This window comes from Rhodococcus sp. HNM0563 (assembly GCF_012726195.1).
In the GTDB taxonomy this organism is placed as follows: Bacteria; Actinomycetota; Actinomycetes; order Mycobacteriales; family Mycobacteriaceae; genus Rhodococcus.
This window is the reverse complement of record NZ_JAASAF010000003.1, coordinates 436,009-452,240: the sequence shown is the minus strand read 5'-3', so window position 1 is coordinate 452,240 and position 16,232 is coordinate 436,009. Positions and strand designations below refer to the sequence as shown.

Genomic DNA, 16,232 nt, shown 5'->3' with positions numbered 1-16,232 from the left:
GACGCCCGCTGTACCGATGGAACTACCCCTCGATCAGTTCCACTCGACGCAGAGCACTCGCCCCGGTGCAAGGTGACCTTGCGTGGTTACCAGTTTCGTACCCATTGCAATGCTCTCCAATCGCGCACCGTTGCGGAACGGGTATCATCCCAGGTCGGACATGGTGAGGAACTTTTCCGCAGCGGACTTTCCTCGGCGGATTCCCTCGCGGAAAAGGATCGGAAGGGCGCGGAAGGTGAGTGCGGACGACGGCACGACGCAGAACGCAGATCACCGGCGCTTCTTCGCCGACCAGCTCCGCATCCTGTTCGCGGCTGCGGGCCGCCCGGCGTTGAAGAAGGTGGTCTCGGGCGCGTCGACGATCTCTCGCGCGGTCGGAAACGACCGCACGGTATCGGTGCAGAGGGTCAGCGATTGGCGTAGCGGCAAGCGCGTGCCTGCGAGCTTCGAATCCGTCCACCCGGTGCTCGTCGTGTTGATCCGCTCCGCCCGCGAGCTCACCGCGGAGCCCCCCGCCCCTGGCCTCTACTCGCTCAAGCAGTGGGAGCGATGGTGGAAAGCCGCGCGCGGCGAGAGCGGTGGAGCCCGGTCGGCCGACCGACCACCCCCGGTGATCGTGGACACCCGCCCCTACAAGGGGCTGTCCGCCTATCGGGCGGACGACGCGCGGATGTTCTTCGGCCGGACCACGAGCATGCGCATGCTGGCCGACACGGTCGTCGCGGCGCACGGTCAGGGGGTGGTCATCGTGACCGGTGCGTCCGGTGTCGGGAAGTCCTCGCTCGTCCAGGCCGGTCTCATCCCGTTGATGTGCGGTGGTGGCGAGTGCGCGCCGGTGGTGTTCACCCCCGGCTCCGACCCGGTCGGTCGCCTCGTGGAGGTACTGCCTGCCTTCGCCGGACTCGATGGTCCCTCCGGCGATCCGGTGGCCGATCGGGCAGTGGTGCACGAGGCCATGGCCGCCGAAGCGGAGAAGGCATCGGTGTCGACGCTGCTGGTCGTGGTCGACCAACTCGAGGATCTGTTCACCCAATGCGACGATCCCGACAGCCGCGCACACTTCTTGATGCTCCTCGAGCACATGTCGACGGCCGGGGACTCCGATGCGCCCGCGCATGTCGTTGCGACGATGCGTTCGGACTTCTACGAGCAGGCCGTGACGTATCCGGCGCTCGCTCGTGCGCTCGAACGCCGAAGCAAGGCCGTGCAGCCGCTGGACCGGGACGATCTCGTCGAGGTCATTTCTGCGCCGGCCAAGCTTCTCGGTGTCCGACTCGAACCGGGCCTCGTCGACCTCATCCTGCACGACCTGGGTGTGCTGGCACCGGGGGACATCAGCGGCACCGAGCTGCCGCTGCTGTCCCATCTTCTCGACACCATGTGGGACAAACGCACCGGCGGCGCGCTCACCGTGGCCGGCTATCGCGCGACCGGCGGTGTGCGCGGTTCGATCGCGGCAGGAGCCGAGCGGGCCTGGGAAAGTCTCGACGAACGCGACCGCGAGATCGTGCGGACGGTGATGGTCCACCTCGTCTACGTGACGAACACCGGCACGGACGTGAAGATGGCTCGCCCGCTCTCCGTGCTTCTTGCGGTGGGAAGCGACGACCGCGCGGCCACTGCGAGAGTCGTGGACCATTTCGTGTCGGCGCGCGTGCTCGTCGTCCACGAGGGGCACGTCGAACTCATCCACGACGCGGTGATCGTGGCATGGCCGCGCCTGAAGGCGTGGGTCCACGAGGACCGGCAGTTCGCTGCGTCTCGTCAGCAGATCGAGGCCGACGCCGCGAACTGGATCGAGAGCGACCGCAACAAGGGGATGCTCTATCAGCGCGGGCGGATGGATCTGCTCTCCGAGCAGGGCGCGCGATTCGATGGCAGCGCGGCAGGAGAACGGTCCGTCGCCGCGGTCAGTCTGTCCGCCCGCGAGTTCCTCCGAGCGTCCCGCCGGCAGATCGATTGGCAGCGACGTCGTCGCGGGGGAGCACTGGCAGGACTGGTCCTGCTGACGATAGTCGCGCTCGTGATGGGCGGCCTGGCGTGGGTCGGCAAGAACAAAGCAGACGACGAACGGGAGGCCGCGCAATTCCAGCAGGTCGTGGCGCTGTCGGATTCGAGCCGATCGGACGATCCGACGATGTCAGCGCATCTTGCGCTGGCTGCGACCTCGCTCGACGGCGACAGTGAGGTGGCCTACTCGCGACTCCTCGCCACGCAGGGTGTGCCGCTCGCACGCGTCCTGGTGGGGCATACCGGTCCGATCTACGGAACCGCGGTCTCGCCCGACGGCGCGACGTTGGCCTCGGCCAGCGACGACGGCACGGTGCGTTTGTGGTCGTTGACGGGTGAGGTTTCGTCGATCGGCGCCCCGCTGGTGTCGTCGTCGAACTACATGGCGTCGGTGTCGTTCAGTCCGGACGGGCGTTATCTCGCCGCAGGCGGCGGCGACGGGGGTGTGTGGATCTGGGACATCTCGGACCGCGGCGCACCCCAGCCTGTCCTGGACCGTCGCGTATTCGGATCGGGTGCCGTCCACAACGTCCGATACAGCCCGGACGGGCGGACGCTGGCGGTGCCCTACGACGACGGTTCCGTTGTCCTACTCGACACCTCGGCTGCTGCATCCGGTCGGTTCCCCGCGACGGAGATACGCGGGCACGAGGGCGGTGTGCGGACGGTCTCGTTCCGCACCGACGGTTCGGTGCTGGCCACCGCGAGCGACGACCGCACGGTGCGACTGTGGGACCTGTCCGACCGTTCGGCGCCGATACCGCTCGGGGACCCGTTGACCGGGTTCGGTGACGTCGCCCATTCGGTCGGCTTCAATGCAGACGGCACTCTCTTGGCTGCAAGTAGCGACGACGGTGTGCTGTGGTTGTTCGACACCACCGACCCTCGGAACCCCCAGCAGATCGGCACTCCGGTGCAGGCCCATACCGGAGGTGTGTGGACCGTGTCCTTTCTTCCGGACGGGCTCACCCTCGCCAGCGCGTCGTGGGACGGCACCGCGAAGCTGTGGTCGGTGGACAAGGACGCCCGGCGGATCGACGAACTCACGCCCGCGCTCACAGGGCACGGCGGTGGTGTACCCGCGCTGACGGTCACGCCCACCGGAGACACGATCATCACCGGAGGTCAGGATGCGAATCTGCGGATCTGGACCATGCCGCATCGCCGCGTGTTCGTCTCTCAGGCGCCTTTGACATTGCCTGTCGCCGACCGCTCGGGCGACCTCGTCGCCACCGGAAGTTACGATGCGGTCGTCCGGCTGTGGCACGTCGACGACGGGGGATGGTCCCGTGTCGGCCAGGTGGAGCTCACGCGTCCACTCGGCGGCGGGTACGTGAGCGCACTGTCCCCGTCGGGTGAGGTGCTGGCGGCGGCGGCAACCTCCGGGGGAAGCATCGAACTGTGGAATGTCGCCGAACCTGCGGCGCCACGGCAGTTGGGTGAGCCGCTCGCGCTCGCAACCCGATTCACCTCGGCCCTCGCATTCGGGCCCGAGGGCACCACCCTGGTCACGGGCAACGACGACTATTCGGTGCAGTTGTGGGATCTGTCCGATCCGGCAGCGCCGAAGCCGTGGGGTGAACCGCTCGGCGGGCCGACCAACCTGGTGCGGCACGCGGCGATCAGTCCCGATGGACGCAGTCTCGTCGTGACCAGCGCCGACGGCCGGATCTACGCCTGGGACATCACGGATCGGTCTGCCCCCCGCTCCGTCGCCGTCACCGAGGGACATTCCGCGGGCGTGAACGGACTGGCGTTCGCCCCTGACAGTTCGGTTCTCGTCACCGGGGGCGACGATCATCAGGTCGTGGTGTGGGACCGCGACCCCACCGGGAGTTTCGTCGCACGCGGCACGCGGCTCCGCGGTCATACCGGCACGGTGTACTCGGTGTCGGTGTCGCCCGACGGCAAGCGCGTCGTCAGTGGCAGCGACGATGGCACGGTCCGGTTGTGGGATGTGTCGGATCCCGAGGGCATGCACGCGGTGGGGGGACCGATCACCGATACCGGGTCGGGACGCTGGCAGGTGATGTTCCATCCGAACGGCACGGTGATCGCTGCGGGCGGTGACGGTGTGTTGCGCACCTGGAGTCTGGACCCGGACGTGGTCGTCGAGAGGATCTGCGCCGCGACGTCGGGACAGTTCAGGGAACTCCTACCGCAGTTCGGACTGCCGTTTCTGCATGACAAGGTGTGCTGAGAGCCAGGATGCTCGCCGCCTTGTCGAGACATTCCTGCCATTCGGCGTCGGGGTCGGAGTCGATGGTGATGCCTCCACCGACTCCGAGGGCGCAGGTTCCGTCGGCGTCGAACTCGACGGTGCGTATTGCGACGTTCGATTCGGTGCCCGCCAGCGGACTCGCCATCCCCACTGTGCCGCAATAGACACCGCGCGAGGACGGTTCCCACTGCTGCAGCAGTTCACGGGCGCGGCCCTTCGGGCAACCTGTGACCGAGGCGGGCGGGAAAGTGGCCTCGAGCAGATCGCGGGCGGATACGCCGAGGCGGGCTGTCGCGGTGACGGTCGAGACCAGGTGCCACACGCCGGGCGCGGGACGGACAGCGAGGAGTTCGGGCACGGCGACGCTGCCTGGTTCGGCCACACGGCCGAGGTCGTTGCGAACCAGATCGACGATCATGATGTTCTCGGCGACATCCTTGACGGATGCCCGCAGGTGGTCGGGGTCCCGGTCCAGCGGGAGCGTGCCTTTGATCGGGCTGGAGGCAAGTCGCCGGCCGTGGCGGGAGACGAACAGTTCCGGTGACAGTGACGCCACCGAACCCCACGACCCTTCGAGGTAGGCGGCGCGCGCCGGGTTCGTGCGGGTGATCGCGTCGACGAAGAAGGAGAGAGGGTCGCCGGTGTAGTCGCCGGTGAACCGGGTGCAGACGCATGCCTGGTACACCTCGCCCGCCCGGATGGCGTCGAGGCATTGCTCGACACCGTGCCGGTGGGCGTCACGTTCGGGCAGCGACCAGTCGATGTTCCACTGTGCTTCGGGCACCGCTGCAGTGCCGACGGTGTCCGTCCTGTCCGCAGGATCTGCGATGACCGCGCGGGCGAGTGCATCGGAACATTCTCTGTCGGTGAGTGTTTCGTACCACCAGTATCCGTCGTGGTCGAGACGCAGGACGGTGTCGGTCCAGCCACCCGCCGCCACGGGTAGTGCCGGCGGCCGGGAGGTGACCGGGTCCGGGTAGGCGAGGTACCCCATCCATCCGCCGCCGATGCGTGGGCCGCTGTCCCGGACCTGTATGTCCGGGCAGGTGAATGCGTCGGTGGCCGCGGCCGGCTGCGCACCGAGCGACGGCGCGATCACTGCTGCGGCACCGAACCACGATCCGGTGAGCGCCGCAGGCGCAGGTGTACCGAGGCGCCGGGCGTGCTCACCGAAAGTGGCGAGCACCTGAGCCGGTGTACCTCCGCGTCCGATTCGTTCCATCCGCATCGGACCAGCCTGTCACGGTAGGGGCGGGGTCTCGAATCGGGTCAGCTTGTCGGGGTTGCGCACCGCGTACACGCCTGTGATCAGGCCGTCTACGATCTCGAACAGGAAGACGAGGTCGATCACCCCGTGCGAGTACACGAGCACACCCGGTGCCGTGTTGACCGTCGCGGCGGCCATGGTCATCTCCGGGAGCCCCACACGTGCGAGCCCGGAGAACAGGCGCGCCACCTTCTGTGCCCCGTGGACCGGCACCTTGGCCGCCGAGACCTTACCTCCACCATCTGCGATGTACACGGCGTCGGGCGCGAGCAACCGGAGCAACCCGTCGAGATCACCGGTCGTTGCGGCCGAAAAGAACTCACCGACCACGCGATCGGTTTCGGCGCTCGCGGGTGTGAATCTTCGTCGTCGCTCATGAACGTGATCGCGCGCCCGGTGAGCGACCTGCCGGACGGAAGCCGGAGTGCGGTCGACGGTGTCGGCGATATGCGCGTAGTCGAATCCGAATACCTCCCGCATCACGAACACCGCTCGCTCGAGGGGACTCAGCGTCTCGAGGACCAGGAGCATCGCCATCGATACCGATTCGGCGAGTTCGACCTCCGCCGACGGGTCGGTGCCGGGCCCGTCCGTCGCGGTGAGGAGTGGTTCCGGTAGCCACGGACCGACGTACTCCTCGCGTCGTCGCTGCGCAGACCGCAACGAATTGAGCGCCTGCCGCGTGACGACCTGCGCCGCGTAGGCGCGTGGATCCTCGATGGTGTCGGGAGCGACCGCGGCGAACCGCAGGTAGCTGTCCTGGAGGATGTCCTCGCTGTCGGCGACGCTCCCGGTGATCTCGTAGGCGATCGAGAACAACAGGCCGCGGTGTTCGGTGAAGACCCCCGACGGTGAGGTGTCGCCGGAGGTCACCGTACGCCGGCCGTGTCGAGGGCGGGGCCTGCCGGGACGAACGGTGTGTGGCCGCGGGCTTGGCGTCGCATCGTCCAGATGGTGCCACGAAGGATGCCCTCCTTGGCGAGTGTCGCCGATCTTCCCCGTACCGCCGCCGCGCGAGGGGTGTCGGCGGATGTGGTGAACTGCAACGCGGCCCGGCCCCGACCCAGCGAGATGCACTGCGCGACGAACCCGAGCGACAACGGTTCGGGTTCGCGACCCTGCACCACGTCCCACACCGTTGCTGCGCCGTGCACACCGAGTGGAATCGCGGCCTGGCAGCTCATCCGGACGTAGGGCCGCTGCGCGATCGTGATGGCGTCGCCCACGCCGATCACGTCTGCACGGTTCGTCGACCGCAGCGCAGCATCGACGCGCAGGCGACCGGAATCGTCGACGTCGAGTCCGCTGCGGCGAGCGAGATCGGGTACCGAGAATCCTCCCGCCCACACCGTGAGGTGGGAGGGCGCTTCGGTTCCGTCGTCGAATCGCACACCGGCATCGTCGATCTCGGTGACGGTGACGCCGGTGAGGATGTCGATGCCGAATCCGGTCAGGGTGCGTCGCAGATACCGGCGGGTGCGGTCGGGCAGGCCCGGGCCGGGATCACCGACGAGTGTGTAGCGATGGCCGGGGTGCGCAGTGGCGAGTTCGGTCACGGTCTCGATGCCGGTGAACCCCCCGCCGACGACCGTGACCGCCGCACCATGGGGTAATGCCTCGATCGCGGTGTGCAACGCCGACGCGGATTCGAAGTCGGACACCGAATGCACCCGCTCACCGCCCGGGACCTCGACCCGGGCCGGTCCGCTCCCGACCGCGTAGACCACGGCGTCGCAGGTCAGAACCGAGCCGTCGGCGAGGAGTACTGCACCGTCGTCGATCCGTTCGGCGGTGCCCACTCGCAGTTCGGCGCGGGGATGAAGCAGATCGGTGAGGTTGTGTGTCGCCGACCCGGTCGCGGCCGCATGCTGGTGCAGCCGGGTCCGTTCGACGAACACCGCTCGAGGATTCACCACGGTCACTGCCACCTCGGGGTGTTCGGAGAGGAGTCGGTTCGTGGCCATCACGCCCGCGTATCCGGCGCCGACGACCGCCACATGAACGTGTGTGTTGCTCATGGTTCTCGCCTCGATCCATTCGTTCGGATGTGTCGGTCATTTGACACCGCGCGGGCCGGGAACGTGACATCTCGGTGAAAAAGTGGTCAGCGTCGCAGTGGAGACTGTCCCGGCGCCAGGGAGGCGTTCTCGGCGGCGTCGCGTCCGGCATGGAAACCGTCAGCGTCGACGCCGCGACCGCCGGAGGAGCGGGTGGTGGGGAACAGACGCCGGAACTCCGCGTCGACCGCTTCGGAGCGGCGCGCGAGGATGGGTGCGAGATCGGTCATCGGTACGCGCGCATCGGCGGCGGCTTCCGCAGTGGCGTGGGCCTGGACCTCGCGGAGTCGCTCGCCGATGCGGTTCGCGAAACCGGTGAGAAAGGCGCGTCGGAAGGACGTGGCCCCGCCGCCACGCCTGCCTGCGGTCCCGGCCGTGTTCATGGCGCGCGTGCTCTGGACGAGCAGAGATGTGAACAGCATCTCGACCTGCTCGAGATCGACCACGGTGCCGACGATGGTCGCGATCTGCACCCGGGTGAACCACACCGTGCGGACCCGGTTCGCATCGCCGATCGCGGTGAGCAGCAGCACTTTCTCCTTCGCGTAAGGACGCTCGAGGTGGAGTCGTCGGCCCCTGACCGGATCGGCGGAGGGTCGGGCACCACCCAGTACCGCCGCTCCCACCGCGTACCGGGTCATGAGCTCTTGCGCCTTTGCGGTGAATGCCTCTGCCTCGTCGGGGAATTCGGTGGATTCGGCCTTCGAGAGCAATCCGCGGATGCGTTCGAGCACCCGCGGATCCGGGGCGCAGGGAGCGGTGCCGTCCGGTGTGGTGCGCGTCTGCGGCCATTGGGACGGCGGCGTGGTCAGCTGCGTGAACCGCGGAAGGTACTTCCACGTGTAGGCGAGTCCGTCGACCTGGAACCGCGACACGTGGGGCAGTGCGCGGAACAGGCTCGTCCCGAACGGGTGGCCGGCTTCGGCAATGCGGGCGATCGCGGGGTGGCGATCGCCGATCGTGCGGACCTGGTGCAGCCATTCGGTGGGCGCGCGGTGGGACGCGCGTGTGTGGTGGGCGTCGAACAGAACGGACGCGGCAGCGAGCGGCGTATCGGTGGGGTCTCCCGAGTGTGCCGCCATGTGGAGTACGTCGGCGGGCTGCCATCCGCGCTCGTAGGCGCCGTTCAGCTCGACGAGCAGTATCCCGGCGTGCACCTCATCGGTTCGAATGTATGTTCCATTGCTGGGCATGGGGAGAGTGTGGCGGAAGCCACCGACAAGTTCCGATTCGGTGCGGCTGCTCCCCGAAACGCCGGAGTCCGGGCCGCGTCACGCTGCGGCCCGGACTCCGACGATGCGACTCTCGCTCGACGTTCGACTATTCCTCGTCGATGAACCGAGGGAACACCGGCGATGGCGCGGGCAGCGCGGTACCCGGCACGAGACGCGTCGCGAGGTCGGCGAACTGTCGGTCCCGAGGTCCCTGGCCGAGCAGATCGAGGATCTTCGCACCCGCATCGGGCATCACCGGCTGAACCAGGATGCCCACGACACGTACGACTTCGAGCGTCACGTACAGCACTGTGGCCATCCGCGCAGGATCTGTCTTGCGGAGCACCCACGGCTCCTGCGCCGAGAAGTACCGGTTGGTCTCACCGAGCACATGCCAGATCGCTTCCAGCCCGAGGTGGATCTGCTGTTCGTCGAACTCGGCGCGCACCTGCTCGAGCAACGCGTGGGCCTGCGCGAGCATCGCCTCGTCGTCGGCGGTGAACTCGCCCGGGGTCGGAACCTGCCCGTCGAGGTTCTTCGCAACCATCGTCAGCGACCGCTGCGCAAGGTTGCCCAGGTCGTTGGCGAGATCGGCGTTGATGCGGGTGACGATCGCCTCGTGGCTGTAGCTGCCGTCCTGGCCGTACGAGATCTCGCGGAGCAGGAAGAAGCGCAGCGGATCGAGGCCGTACTTCTCGACCATCTCGATCGGGTCGACGACGTTGCCGACCGACTTCGACATCTTCTCGCCCTTGTTGAACAGGAAGCCGTGCACGAACACCCGCTTGGGCAGTTCGAGTCCGGCCGAGATGAGGAACGCAGGCCAGTACACGGTGTGGAAGCGGGTGATGTCCTTGCCGATGATGTGCAGATCGGCCGGCCAGTACCGCTTGTACGACTCCGATTCGATGTCGGGGAACCCTGCGCCGGTGAGGTAGTTCGTCAGGGCGTCGACCCACACGTACATGACGTGATCGGGGTGACCCGGGACGGGCACGCCCCAGTCGAAGGTGGTGCGGGAGATCGACAGGTCCTTGAGCCCGCCCGAGACGAAGCTGACGATCTCGTTGCGCCGCGTCGCGGGAGCGATGAACTCGGGGTGCTCGTCGTAGAGCTTCAGGAGTTTGTCCTGGTAGGCCGACAGGCGGAAGAAGTACGTCGACTCCTCGGTCCACTCCACGGGCGTGCCCGTGTCGGTGGACAGGCGCGAGCCGTCGTCCTGCAGGGTCGTCTCGGCCTCGGTGTAGAACGCTTCGTCGCGCACCGAGTACCAACCCGCATAGGTGTCGAGGTAGATGTCGCCGTTGTCGACCATGCGCTGCCAGATCGCCTTGCTGGCTTCGAGGTGATCGTCGTCGGTGGTGCGGATGAACCGGTCGTACGAGACGTTGAGGGACTTGTCCAGCGCCTCGAACACGTCGGAGTTGCGTCGCGCCAGCTCGGTGACGGAGATGCCCTCCTTGGCGGCTGTCTGCTGCATCTTCAAGCCGTGTTCGTCGGTGCCGGTGAGGAACCGGACGTCGAAGCCGTCGAGACGCTTGAACCGTGCGAGGGCGTCGGTGGAGATGTACTCGTACGCGTGCCCGATGTGCGGGACGCCGTTCGGGTACGCGATCGCGGTGGTCACGTAGAACGGCGGGCGGGCGGACTCGGCGAGCGGCGGGCGGGTGGGATCGGCGGCAGTCATGGTGGCAACTACTTTATAGGGCGTGAGCAAAAGCCGTCCTGCCCCCGAAGCTCCGGAACCGCTGGCGCCGCTCGTCGACGCCCATACCCATCTCGATGCGTGCGGAGCGACCGATGCCGCGACGACCGCCGCGATCGTGGACCGGGCCGCCGCGGTGGGCGTCGGCCGGGTGGTCACGGTGGCCGACGACCTCCATGCCGCGCAGTTCGCGGTACGTGCCGCGCACTGGGATCCGCGGGTGTTCGCGGCCGTGGCGATCCACCCGACGCGCGCGAACAGCCTCGACGACACGACCCGCACCGAGATCGAGCGGCTCGCAGCCGACCCGCGGTGCGTCGCGGTGGGGGAGACCGGCCTCGACCTCTATTGGCCGGGGAAGCTCGACGGGTGCGCCGAGCCGGCCGAACAGGAAGAGGGCTTCCGCTGGCACATCGATCTCGCGAAACGGCTCGGCAAGCCGCTGATGATCCACAACCGCGAGGCCGACGACGATCTACTGCGGGTGCTGCACAGCGAGGGCGCTCCCGAGACCGTCATCTTCCACTGTTTCTCCTCCGGCCCCGAGATGGCACGGGCCTGCGTCGACGCCGGCTACCACCTGAGCTTCTCGGGCACCGTCAGTTTCAGAAACGCCAAGGCGTTGCGCGAGGCGGCTCCGCTAGTGCCGCGCGCTCAGGTCCTCGTCGAGACCGACGCGCCGTTTCTCACACCGCATCCGTTCCGGGGCGCACCCAACGAGCCCTATTGCCTGCCCTACACGGTGCGCGCTCTCGCCGACGTGCGCGGCGAGAGCGCGTCTGAGCTGGCCGCGGCAACCACCGCGAATGCCGAGCGGGTGTACGGACTTTCGTGAGTGACCCCCGTATCGGCACCCTGGACGTGAGACCGTGGGCGCATGCACAACTTCGTCTATACGGCACAACCGGCCCGGGTGATCTTCGGTGCGGGCACCGCGTCGAAGGTCGGCGACGAGGTACGTCGGCTCGGTAGATCGCGTGTGTTGCTGCTCGGCGGCGAACACGTACGTCCGCAGGCTGATCTCGTCGAGCGCGCACTCGGAGCGTTGCAGGTAGCACGGTTCGACGGCGCGGTGATGCACACACCGGTCGCCGTGACCGAGCGCGTTCTGAAGTACGTGACCGACCATCGGGCGGATGCGGTCGTCGCCGTCGGTGGCGGATCCACCACGGGTCTGGCGAAGGCGCTGGCGGTGCGAACCGGGATCGATCAGGTGATTCTGCCGACCACCTACGCGGGTTCGGAGGTCACGCCCACCCTCGGGGAGACGGCGCACGGGGTGAAGACGACGAGGTCGTCGCCGGACATCCTGCCGGAGACGGTGATCTACGACGTGGAGTTCAGCGCCGGGTTGCCGGTGCCGATGGCGGTGACCAGCGCCGTCAATGCGCTGGCGCACGCGGTGGAGGCGTTGTATGCAGAGCACGCCAATCCGATTGTCGATGCTCTCGGGTTGCAGGCGATCGTGTCGATCGGTCGCGGTCTGCCTGCGCTCGGTGTCGACGGTGCCGACCTGGAGGGCCGCTCCGATCTGCTGCTTGCCGCGTGGTTGTCGGGGGTGTGTCTCGGATCGGTGGGGATGGCTCTGCACCACAAGTTGTGTCACGTACTCGGTGGGTCGTTCGATCTGCCGCACGCGGCGACGCACACCGTGATGTTGCCGCACGTCATGGCGTACAACGCGCCGTCGGTTCCGGACGTGATGGCCCGGATCGCCGAGGCCCTCGAGGTCGATTCGGCTCCCGCGGGCGTGTACGACCTCATCGTGTCTGCGGGCGGGCCGACGAGCCTGGCGGACCTCGGCCTGCGCGAGGCAGATCTCGACACTGCCGCACGACGGGCAACGGAGAAGGCGTATCCGAACCCGAGGGAGGTCACCACCGTGGGTGTGCGGCGGTTGCTCGGCGAGGCGTTTGCAGGGAGACGTCCGGCGTGACGTCGGCTACATCGATCGAATTAGGTTGAACCTACAACCTAGCGCTGCTACTTTTGGTTGCGTTGTCAACTAGAAGGGGCCTTCGGCCTCGCAACCGAAAGGTCATTTCGTGAACAATCCCCTCGTTCGAGACATCGGCATTCTCATCGCGCGCCTGGGTCTCGGAATCATCCTGTTGACCCACGGCCTGCAGAAGCTCACGGTGTGGGGTCAGTCCGGTACTTCCGCTGCGTTCGAGGGCATGGGTGTGCCCGCAGCCTCGGTGAGTGCGTTCGTTGCGACCTGGATCGAGATCCTCGGCGGCGTCGCACTGACTCTCGGTCTGCTGGTGCCTGTCTTCGGCGCGCTGCTGTTCCTCGTCATGGCCGGCGCGTTCGTCATCGTTCACGTCGGAAACGGCGTCTACGTGGCCGATGGCGGCTTCGAACTCGTCGCTGCGCTCGGCCTCGGGGCGCTGCTCCTTGCCGTCGTGGGTGCGGGCCGTTTCAGTATCGACCACATCCTCGGGTCGAAACTTCCGTTCCTCGCGCAGTCGGCGCCGGCGGAGCGGGAGCCGGCGCGCAGCGCCGTGTAGTCGATCCCGTCGATCGGGCGGCGACTGTCGATTCGCAACCGAAGGGCGCATTGCGGGTGATCCACCCCGCAATGCGCCCTTCTCGCGTTTCCATCAGGCATCCATGGTGTTGCTCGAGACGGGAAGATCAACGGCATTCCTGGCCGGGCATAGGAAATTCATCAAATCGGAAAGAATGTAACTTCGGCCACAATATCCGGCGGATCCAGGCGGTCGGGCAACTTTGTAGCAGCACGAGTTGTGATTGAAAATATCGGTTTATCACCGAATGGTTACGCACATAACCCCTGGTAGACGGGGTTTAGTTGCCATATCAATTCACGTTCGTTACCGTGCCGTGATCACAGTCGTCGTCTGTCTGGAATTGTTGTGTCACCCTTCACCAAGATCAACCGAATCAAATCGCCGGTGTTCTTCGCGCTCGTTGCGGCATTGTTCGTAACCATTGCGGCCGGCGGGATCACCGCGCTCGTCAAGCACAAGGACGTCACGCTCGACATCGACGGAGAGCAACGCGCCTTCGGCACGATGAGCTCGAACGTCGGCGACATCCTTGCCGCTGCCGGATATCAGGTGGAGGAGCACGACGTCGTCGCCCCGGCCGTCGATTCCGCAGTGTCCGACGGGGACACCATCGTGTTGCGCCAGGCCCGCGAGGTCACGCTCACGGTCGACGGTGCGGAGCGCACCGTGTGGACCACCGCGCTCACCGTCGACGAGGCTCTCGCGCAGTTCGAGCTGAGCGACGACGTGTACGTCTCGGCTTCCCGTTCGCACCGTCTGCCGCTCGACGGCACCGAACTCGAGGTCGTCAGTCCCAAGACCGTGCAGTTCGCAGACAACGGCGCGCCCGCCGCGCCCGTGCGCCTCGCGGCACCCACCGTGGGTGAGTTCTTGACCGCGCACAATGTTGCCCTCGAGCAGGCCGACAGCGTGAACGTCCCGGCCGATGCCGTGCTCGAAGAAGGCATGGAGATCGTCGTGACCCGCGACCGTGTCGAGACCCGCATCGAGACCCTGCCGATCGAGCCCCCGCAGAACCGGGTCGACGATCCGAACATGACCGAGGGCGACACCGCGCTCGACAACCCGGGTGCTCCGGGTGAGCGTTCCGTCACCTTCGACGTCCACACCGTCAACGGTGTCGAGGTCGGCCGTACCGAGACCGCGTCGACGGTGCTCTCCGAACCGCAGCCCGCGATCCTCCGCGTCGGCACCAAGCCCAAGCCTGCAGTCCCCGCATCCGGCCGGGCATCCACCTGGGACGCCCTTGCACAGTGCGAGGCGACCGGAAACTGGGCCATCAACACCGGAAACGGCTTCTACGGAGGCCTGCAGTTCACGCAGCAGACCTGGGCCGGGTTCGGCGGAACCCAGTACGCTCCGCGCGCTGATATGGCCACCCGCGAACAGCAGATCGCCGTCGCCGAGAAGGTTCAGGCAGCACAGGGCTGGGGTGCATGGCCCGCATGCACCAGCAAGCTCGGCCTGCGCTGAGACGACATGCCGTCGACTCCGGTGCGCTAGGTTCGCCTCGTGCAAGCAGACGATTCAGGCGCCACCCCGGCTTCTCCGCGCGGCCTCGCCGCGTTGCTCGGACCCGCAGAGGTCCGGACTCTCGCGGAGGAGTTCGGGGTGCGCCCGACCAAGCAGCTGGGCCAGAACTTCGTGCATGACGCCAACACGGTGCGGCGCATCGTCTCGGCCGCAGGAGTCGGCCCCGACGACGTGGTGCTCGAGGTCGGGCCGGGGCTGGGATCACTGACCCTGGCGCTGCTCGACGTCGTCGACCGTGTGGTCGCGGTGGAGATCGATCCCAGGCTGGCCGAGCGCCTGCCCGCGACGGTCGCTGCGCGTGCCCCGCAACTTGCCGGTCGCCTCGACGTCGTGCCGATGGATGCGATGAAGGTATCCGTCTCGGATCTTCCTGCGGAGCCGACCGCGCTCGTCGCCAATCTCCCCTACAACGTGGCTGTGCCGGTGCTGTTGCACCTGTTCGCCGAAATTCCCTCGTTGCGCACCGCCCTGGTGATGGTGCAGCTCGAAGTGGCCGATCGTCTTGCGGCGCAACCGGGTAGCAAGGTCTACGGCGTACCGAGCGTGAAGGCCCGATACTTCGGCGATGTCCGTCGCGCAGGTTCGGTCGGGCGTTCGGTGTTCTGGCCTGTGCCGCAGGTCGAATCGGGCCTCGTGCGCATCGACCGTTACGAAACCCCGCCGTGGCCCACTGATCCGGCGCACCGCAAGGCGGTCTTCGCGGTGGTGGACGCGGCATTCGCTCAGCGGCGTAAGACCTTGCGCGCAGCGTTGAGTGGTTGGGCCGGCTCGCCCGCAGAGGCCGAACGGCGCCTGGTCGCAGCGGGTATCGAGCCGTCGACACGGGGGGAGAGGCTCGATGCGGCCGCCTTCGTCCGGCTGGCGTCGATCGCAACTGAGGGTTGAGTCACCTCGCGGTGGCATCGAGACCCGATGTGTGCTCTACTTGAGCCTGGTCGTTAGGTAGTGTGTTTGTGGTTAACCCTCGCACATTTCTAGTTGCGAGCGGATGCGATACCACCACGGAATCGTTTCAGCCGTCGAGTGACAGACCCGGAAGCCGAGACCGGCTTCCGACGAGACAGGGCGGCAACAGTGCGTCCTGCCTGTAAGTAAAGGAACAGCAATGGCTGAAGGTACTGTGAAGTGGTTCAACGGCGAAAAGGGCTTCGGCTTCATCGCTCCGTCCGACGGTTCGGCTGACGTCTTCGTGCACTTCTCCGAGATCCAGGGCCGCGGCTTCCGCACCCTCGAGGAGAACCAGCGCGTGAGCTTCGAGATCGGCCAGGGCCAGAAGGGCCCGCAGGCCACCGGCGTCACCGTCATCGGCTGATACCAGGCTTCTCACCATCAGGGCCGGCACCCGTTTCGGGTGCCGGCCCTGATGTGTTGTTGCCGAGAATCGAAGTGCGTCAGCCGATGACGGCGCCGTGCCCGACGATGCCGACGTTCGACGAACCGGTCGACGACCCTGTTCCATCGGCCGAACCGGTGGCGATCCCAGCGGATCCCGTCGGCGGGTTCACGCAGTCGACCATGTTCAACGACCGCAGAACGAGGTCGCCCAGGGAGCACACGCGAGGTGCAGGTGCGGGCTCCGCCGATGCAGTGCCTGCTGTGCCCAAAGCAGCGGCCAGTGCGAGCGCTCCGACCGCGACGGTGCTACGCAGAACTCGTCTCATGTATTTCCTCCAGATCCGGCGCCGGTGACG

13 protein-coding genes are annotated in these 16,232 nt (G+C 67.1%); 7 read left to right on the top strand and 6 right to left on the bottom strand.

Annotated features, from left to right (window positions below):
- The first annotated feature begins 235 nt into the window (after positions 1-235).
- Entirely contained in the window at positions 236-4,210 is a 3,975-nt protein-coding gene (locus HCA61_RS26795) for a WD40 repeat domain-containing protein (protein ID WP_346777524.1), read from the top strand.
- Here HCA61_RS26795 and HCA61_RS09080 read toward each other — a convergent pair.
- The 5 genes from HCA61_RS09080 to metG form a co-directional block, all read right to left on the bottom strand.
- Positions 4,155-5,459, bottom strand: a complete 1,305-nt coding sequence (locus HCA61_RS09080) for an aminodeoxychorismate synthase component I (protein WP_169687806.1) — start codon at positions 5,457-5,459, stop codon at positions 4,155-4,157. The two genes, HCA61_RS26795 and HCA61_RS09080, sit on opposite strands and share 56 nt — an antisense overlap.
- Before the next feature lie 12 nt (positions 5,460-5,471).
- Complete coding sequence (locus tag HCA61_RS09075; RefSeq protein ID WP_169687805.1) at positions 5,472-6,371, bottom strand: RNA polymerase sigma-70 factor; 900 nt, start codon at positions 6,369-6,371, stop codon at positions 5,472-5,474.
- Positions 6,368-7,516, bottom strand: coding sequence for an FAD-dependent oxidoreductase (locus HCA61_RS09070; protein ID WP_206039802.1), 1,149 nt, complete (start codon positions 7,514-7,516; stop codon positions 6,368-6,370). Before HCA61_RS09070 ends, HCA61_RS09075 begins: the two co-directional genes overlap by 4 nt.
- 86 nt (positions 7,517-7,602) lie before the next feature.
- Complete coding sequence (locus HCA61_RS09065; RefSeq protein ID WP_169687804.1) at positions 7,603-8,748, bottom strand: DUF2786 domain-containing protein; 1,146 nt, start codon at positions 8,746-8,748, stop codon at positions 7,603-7,605.
- Positions 8,749-8,875: 127 nt separating this feature from the next.
- Positions 8,876-10,456: a methionine--tRNA ligase gene (gene metG / locus HCA61_RS09060; RefSeq protein WP_169687803.1), complete on the bottom strand. Its 1,581-nt coding sequence runs from the start codon at positions 10,454-10,456 to the stop codon at positions 8,876-8,878.
- A 22-nt stretch (positions 10,457-10,478) separates the two neighbouring features.
- Here metG and HCA61_RS09055 point away from each other — a divergent pair, with 22 nt between their 5' ends.
- The 6 genes from HCA61_RS09055 (at position 10,479) to HCA61_RS09030 (ending at position 15,853) form a co-directional block, all read left to right on the top strand.
- On the top strand, positions 10,479-11,309 hold the full coding sequence (locus HCA61_RS09055) for a TatD family hydrolase (RefSeq protein ID WP_169687802.1): 831 nt from the start codon (positions 10,479-10,481) through the stop codon (positions 11,307-11,309).
- 42 nt (positions 11,310-11,351) lie between these two features.
- On the top strand, positions 11,352-12,410 hold the full coding sequence (locus HCA61_RS09050) for a maleylacetate reductase (protein ID WP_169687801.1): 1,059 nt from the start codon (positions 11,352-11,354) through the stop codon (positions 12,408-12,410).
- Between the two features lie 109 nt (positions 12,411-12,519).
- Positions 12,520-12,984, top strand: coding sequence for a DoxX family protein (locus HCA61_RS09045; protein WP_169687800.1), 465 nt, complete (start codon positions 12,520-12,522; stop codon positions 12,982-12,984).
- Positions 12,985-13,353: 369 nt separating this feature from the next.
- Positions 13,354-14,481, top strand: coding sequence for a resuscitation-promoting factor (locus tag HCA61_RS26580; RefSeq protein WP_169687799.1), 1,128 nt, complete (start codon positions 13,354-13,356; stop codon positions 14,479-14,481).
- Between the two features lie 39 nt (positions 14,482-14,520).
- Complete coding sequence (gene rsmA, locus HCA61_RS09035) at positions 14,521-15,426, top strand: 16S rRNA (adenine(1518)-N(6)/adenine(1519)-N(6))-dimethyltransferase RsmA (protein WP_169687798.1); 906 nt, start codon at positions 14,521-14,523, stop codon at positions 15,424-15,426.
- Positions 15,427-15,646: 220 nt separating this feature from the next.
- Entirely contained in the window at positions 15,647-15,853 is a 207-nt protein-coding gene (locus HCA61_RS09030) for a cold-shock protein (RefSeq protein ID WP_026061436.1), read from the top strand.
- 79 nt (positions 15,854-15,932) lie between these two features.
- Here HCA61_RS09030 and HCA61_RS09025 read toward each other — a convergent pair whose 3' ends face one another.
- Positions 15,933-16,202, bottom strand: coding sequence for a hypothetical protein (locus HCA61_RS09025; RefSeq protein ID WP_169687797.1), 270 nt, complete (start codon positions 16,200-16,202; stop codon positions 15,933-15,935).
- Between the last annotated feature and the right edge of the window lie 30 nt (positions 16,203-16,232).

Bases quoted from the DNA above. Each gene is read 5' to 3' on its own strand.
- HCA61_RS09025 (WP_169687797.1), bottom strand. From the start codon at position 16,202: ATGAGACGAGTTCTGCGTAGCACCGTCGCGGTCGGAGCGCTCGCACTG.
- HCA61_RS09030 (WP_026061436.1), top strand. From the start codon at position 15,647: ATGGCTGAAGGTACTGTGAAGTGGTTCAACGGCGAAAAGGGCTTCGGC.
- HCA61_RS09070 (WP_206039802.1), bottom strand. From the start codon at position 7,516: ATGAGCAACACACACGTTCATGTGGCGGTCGTCGGCGCCGGATACGCG.
- HCA61_RS09080 (WP_169687806.1), bottom strand. From the start codon at position 5,459: ATGCGGATGGAACGAATCGGACGCGGAGGTACACCGGCTCAGGTGCTC.
- HCA61_RS09065 (WP_169687804.1), bottom strand. From the start codon at position 8,748: ATGCCCAGCAATGGAACATACATTCGAACCGATGAGGTGCACGCCGGG.
- HCA61_RS09050 (WP_169687801.1), top strand. From the start codon at position 11,352: ATGCACAACTTCGTCTATACGGCACAACCGGCCCGGGTGATCTTCGGT.
- metG (WP_169687803.1), bottom strand. From the start codon at position 10,456: ATGACTGCCGCCGATCCCACCCGCCCGCCGCTCGCCGAGTCCGCCCGC.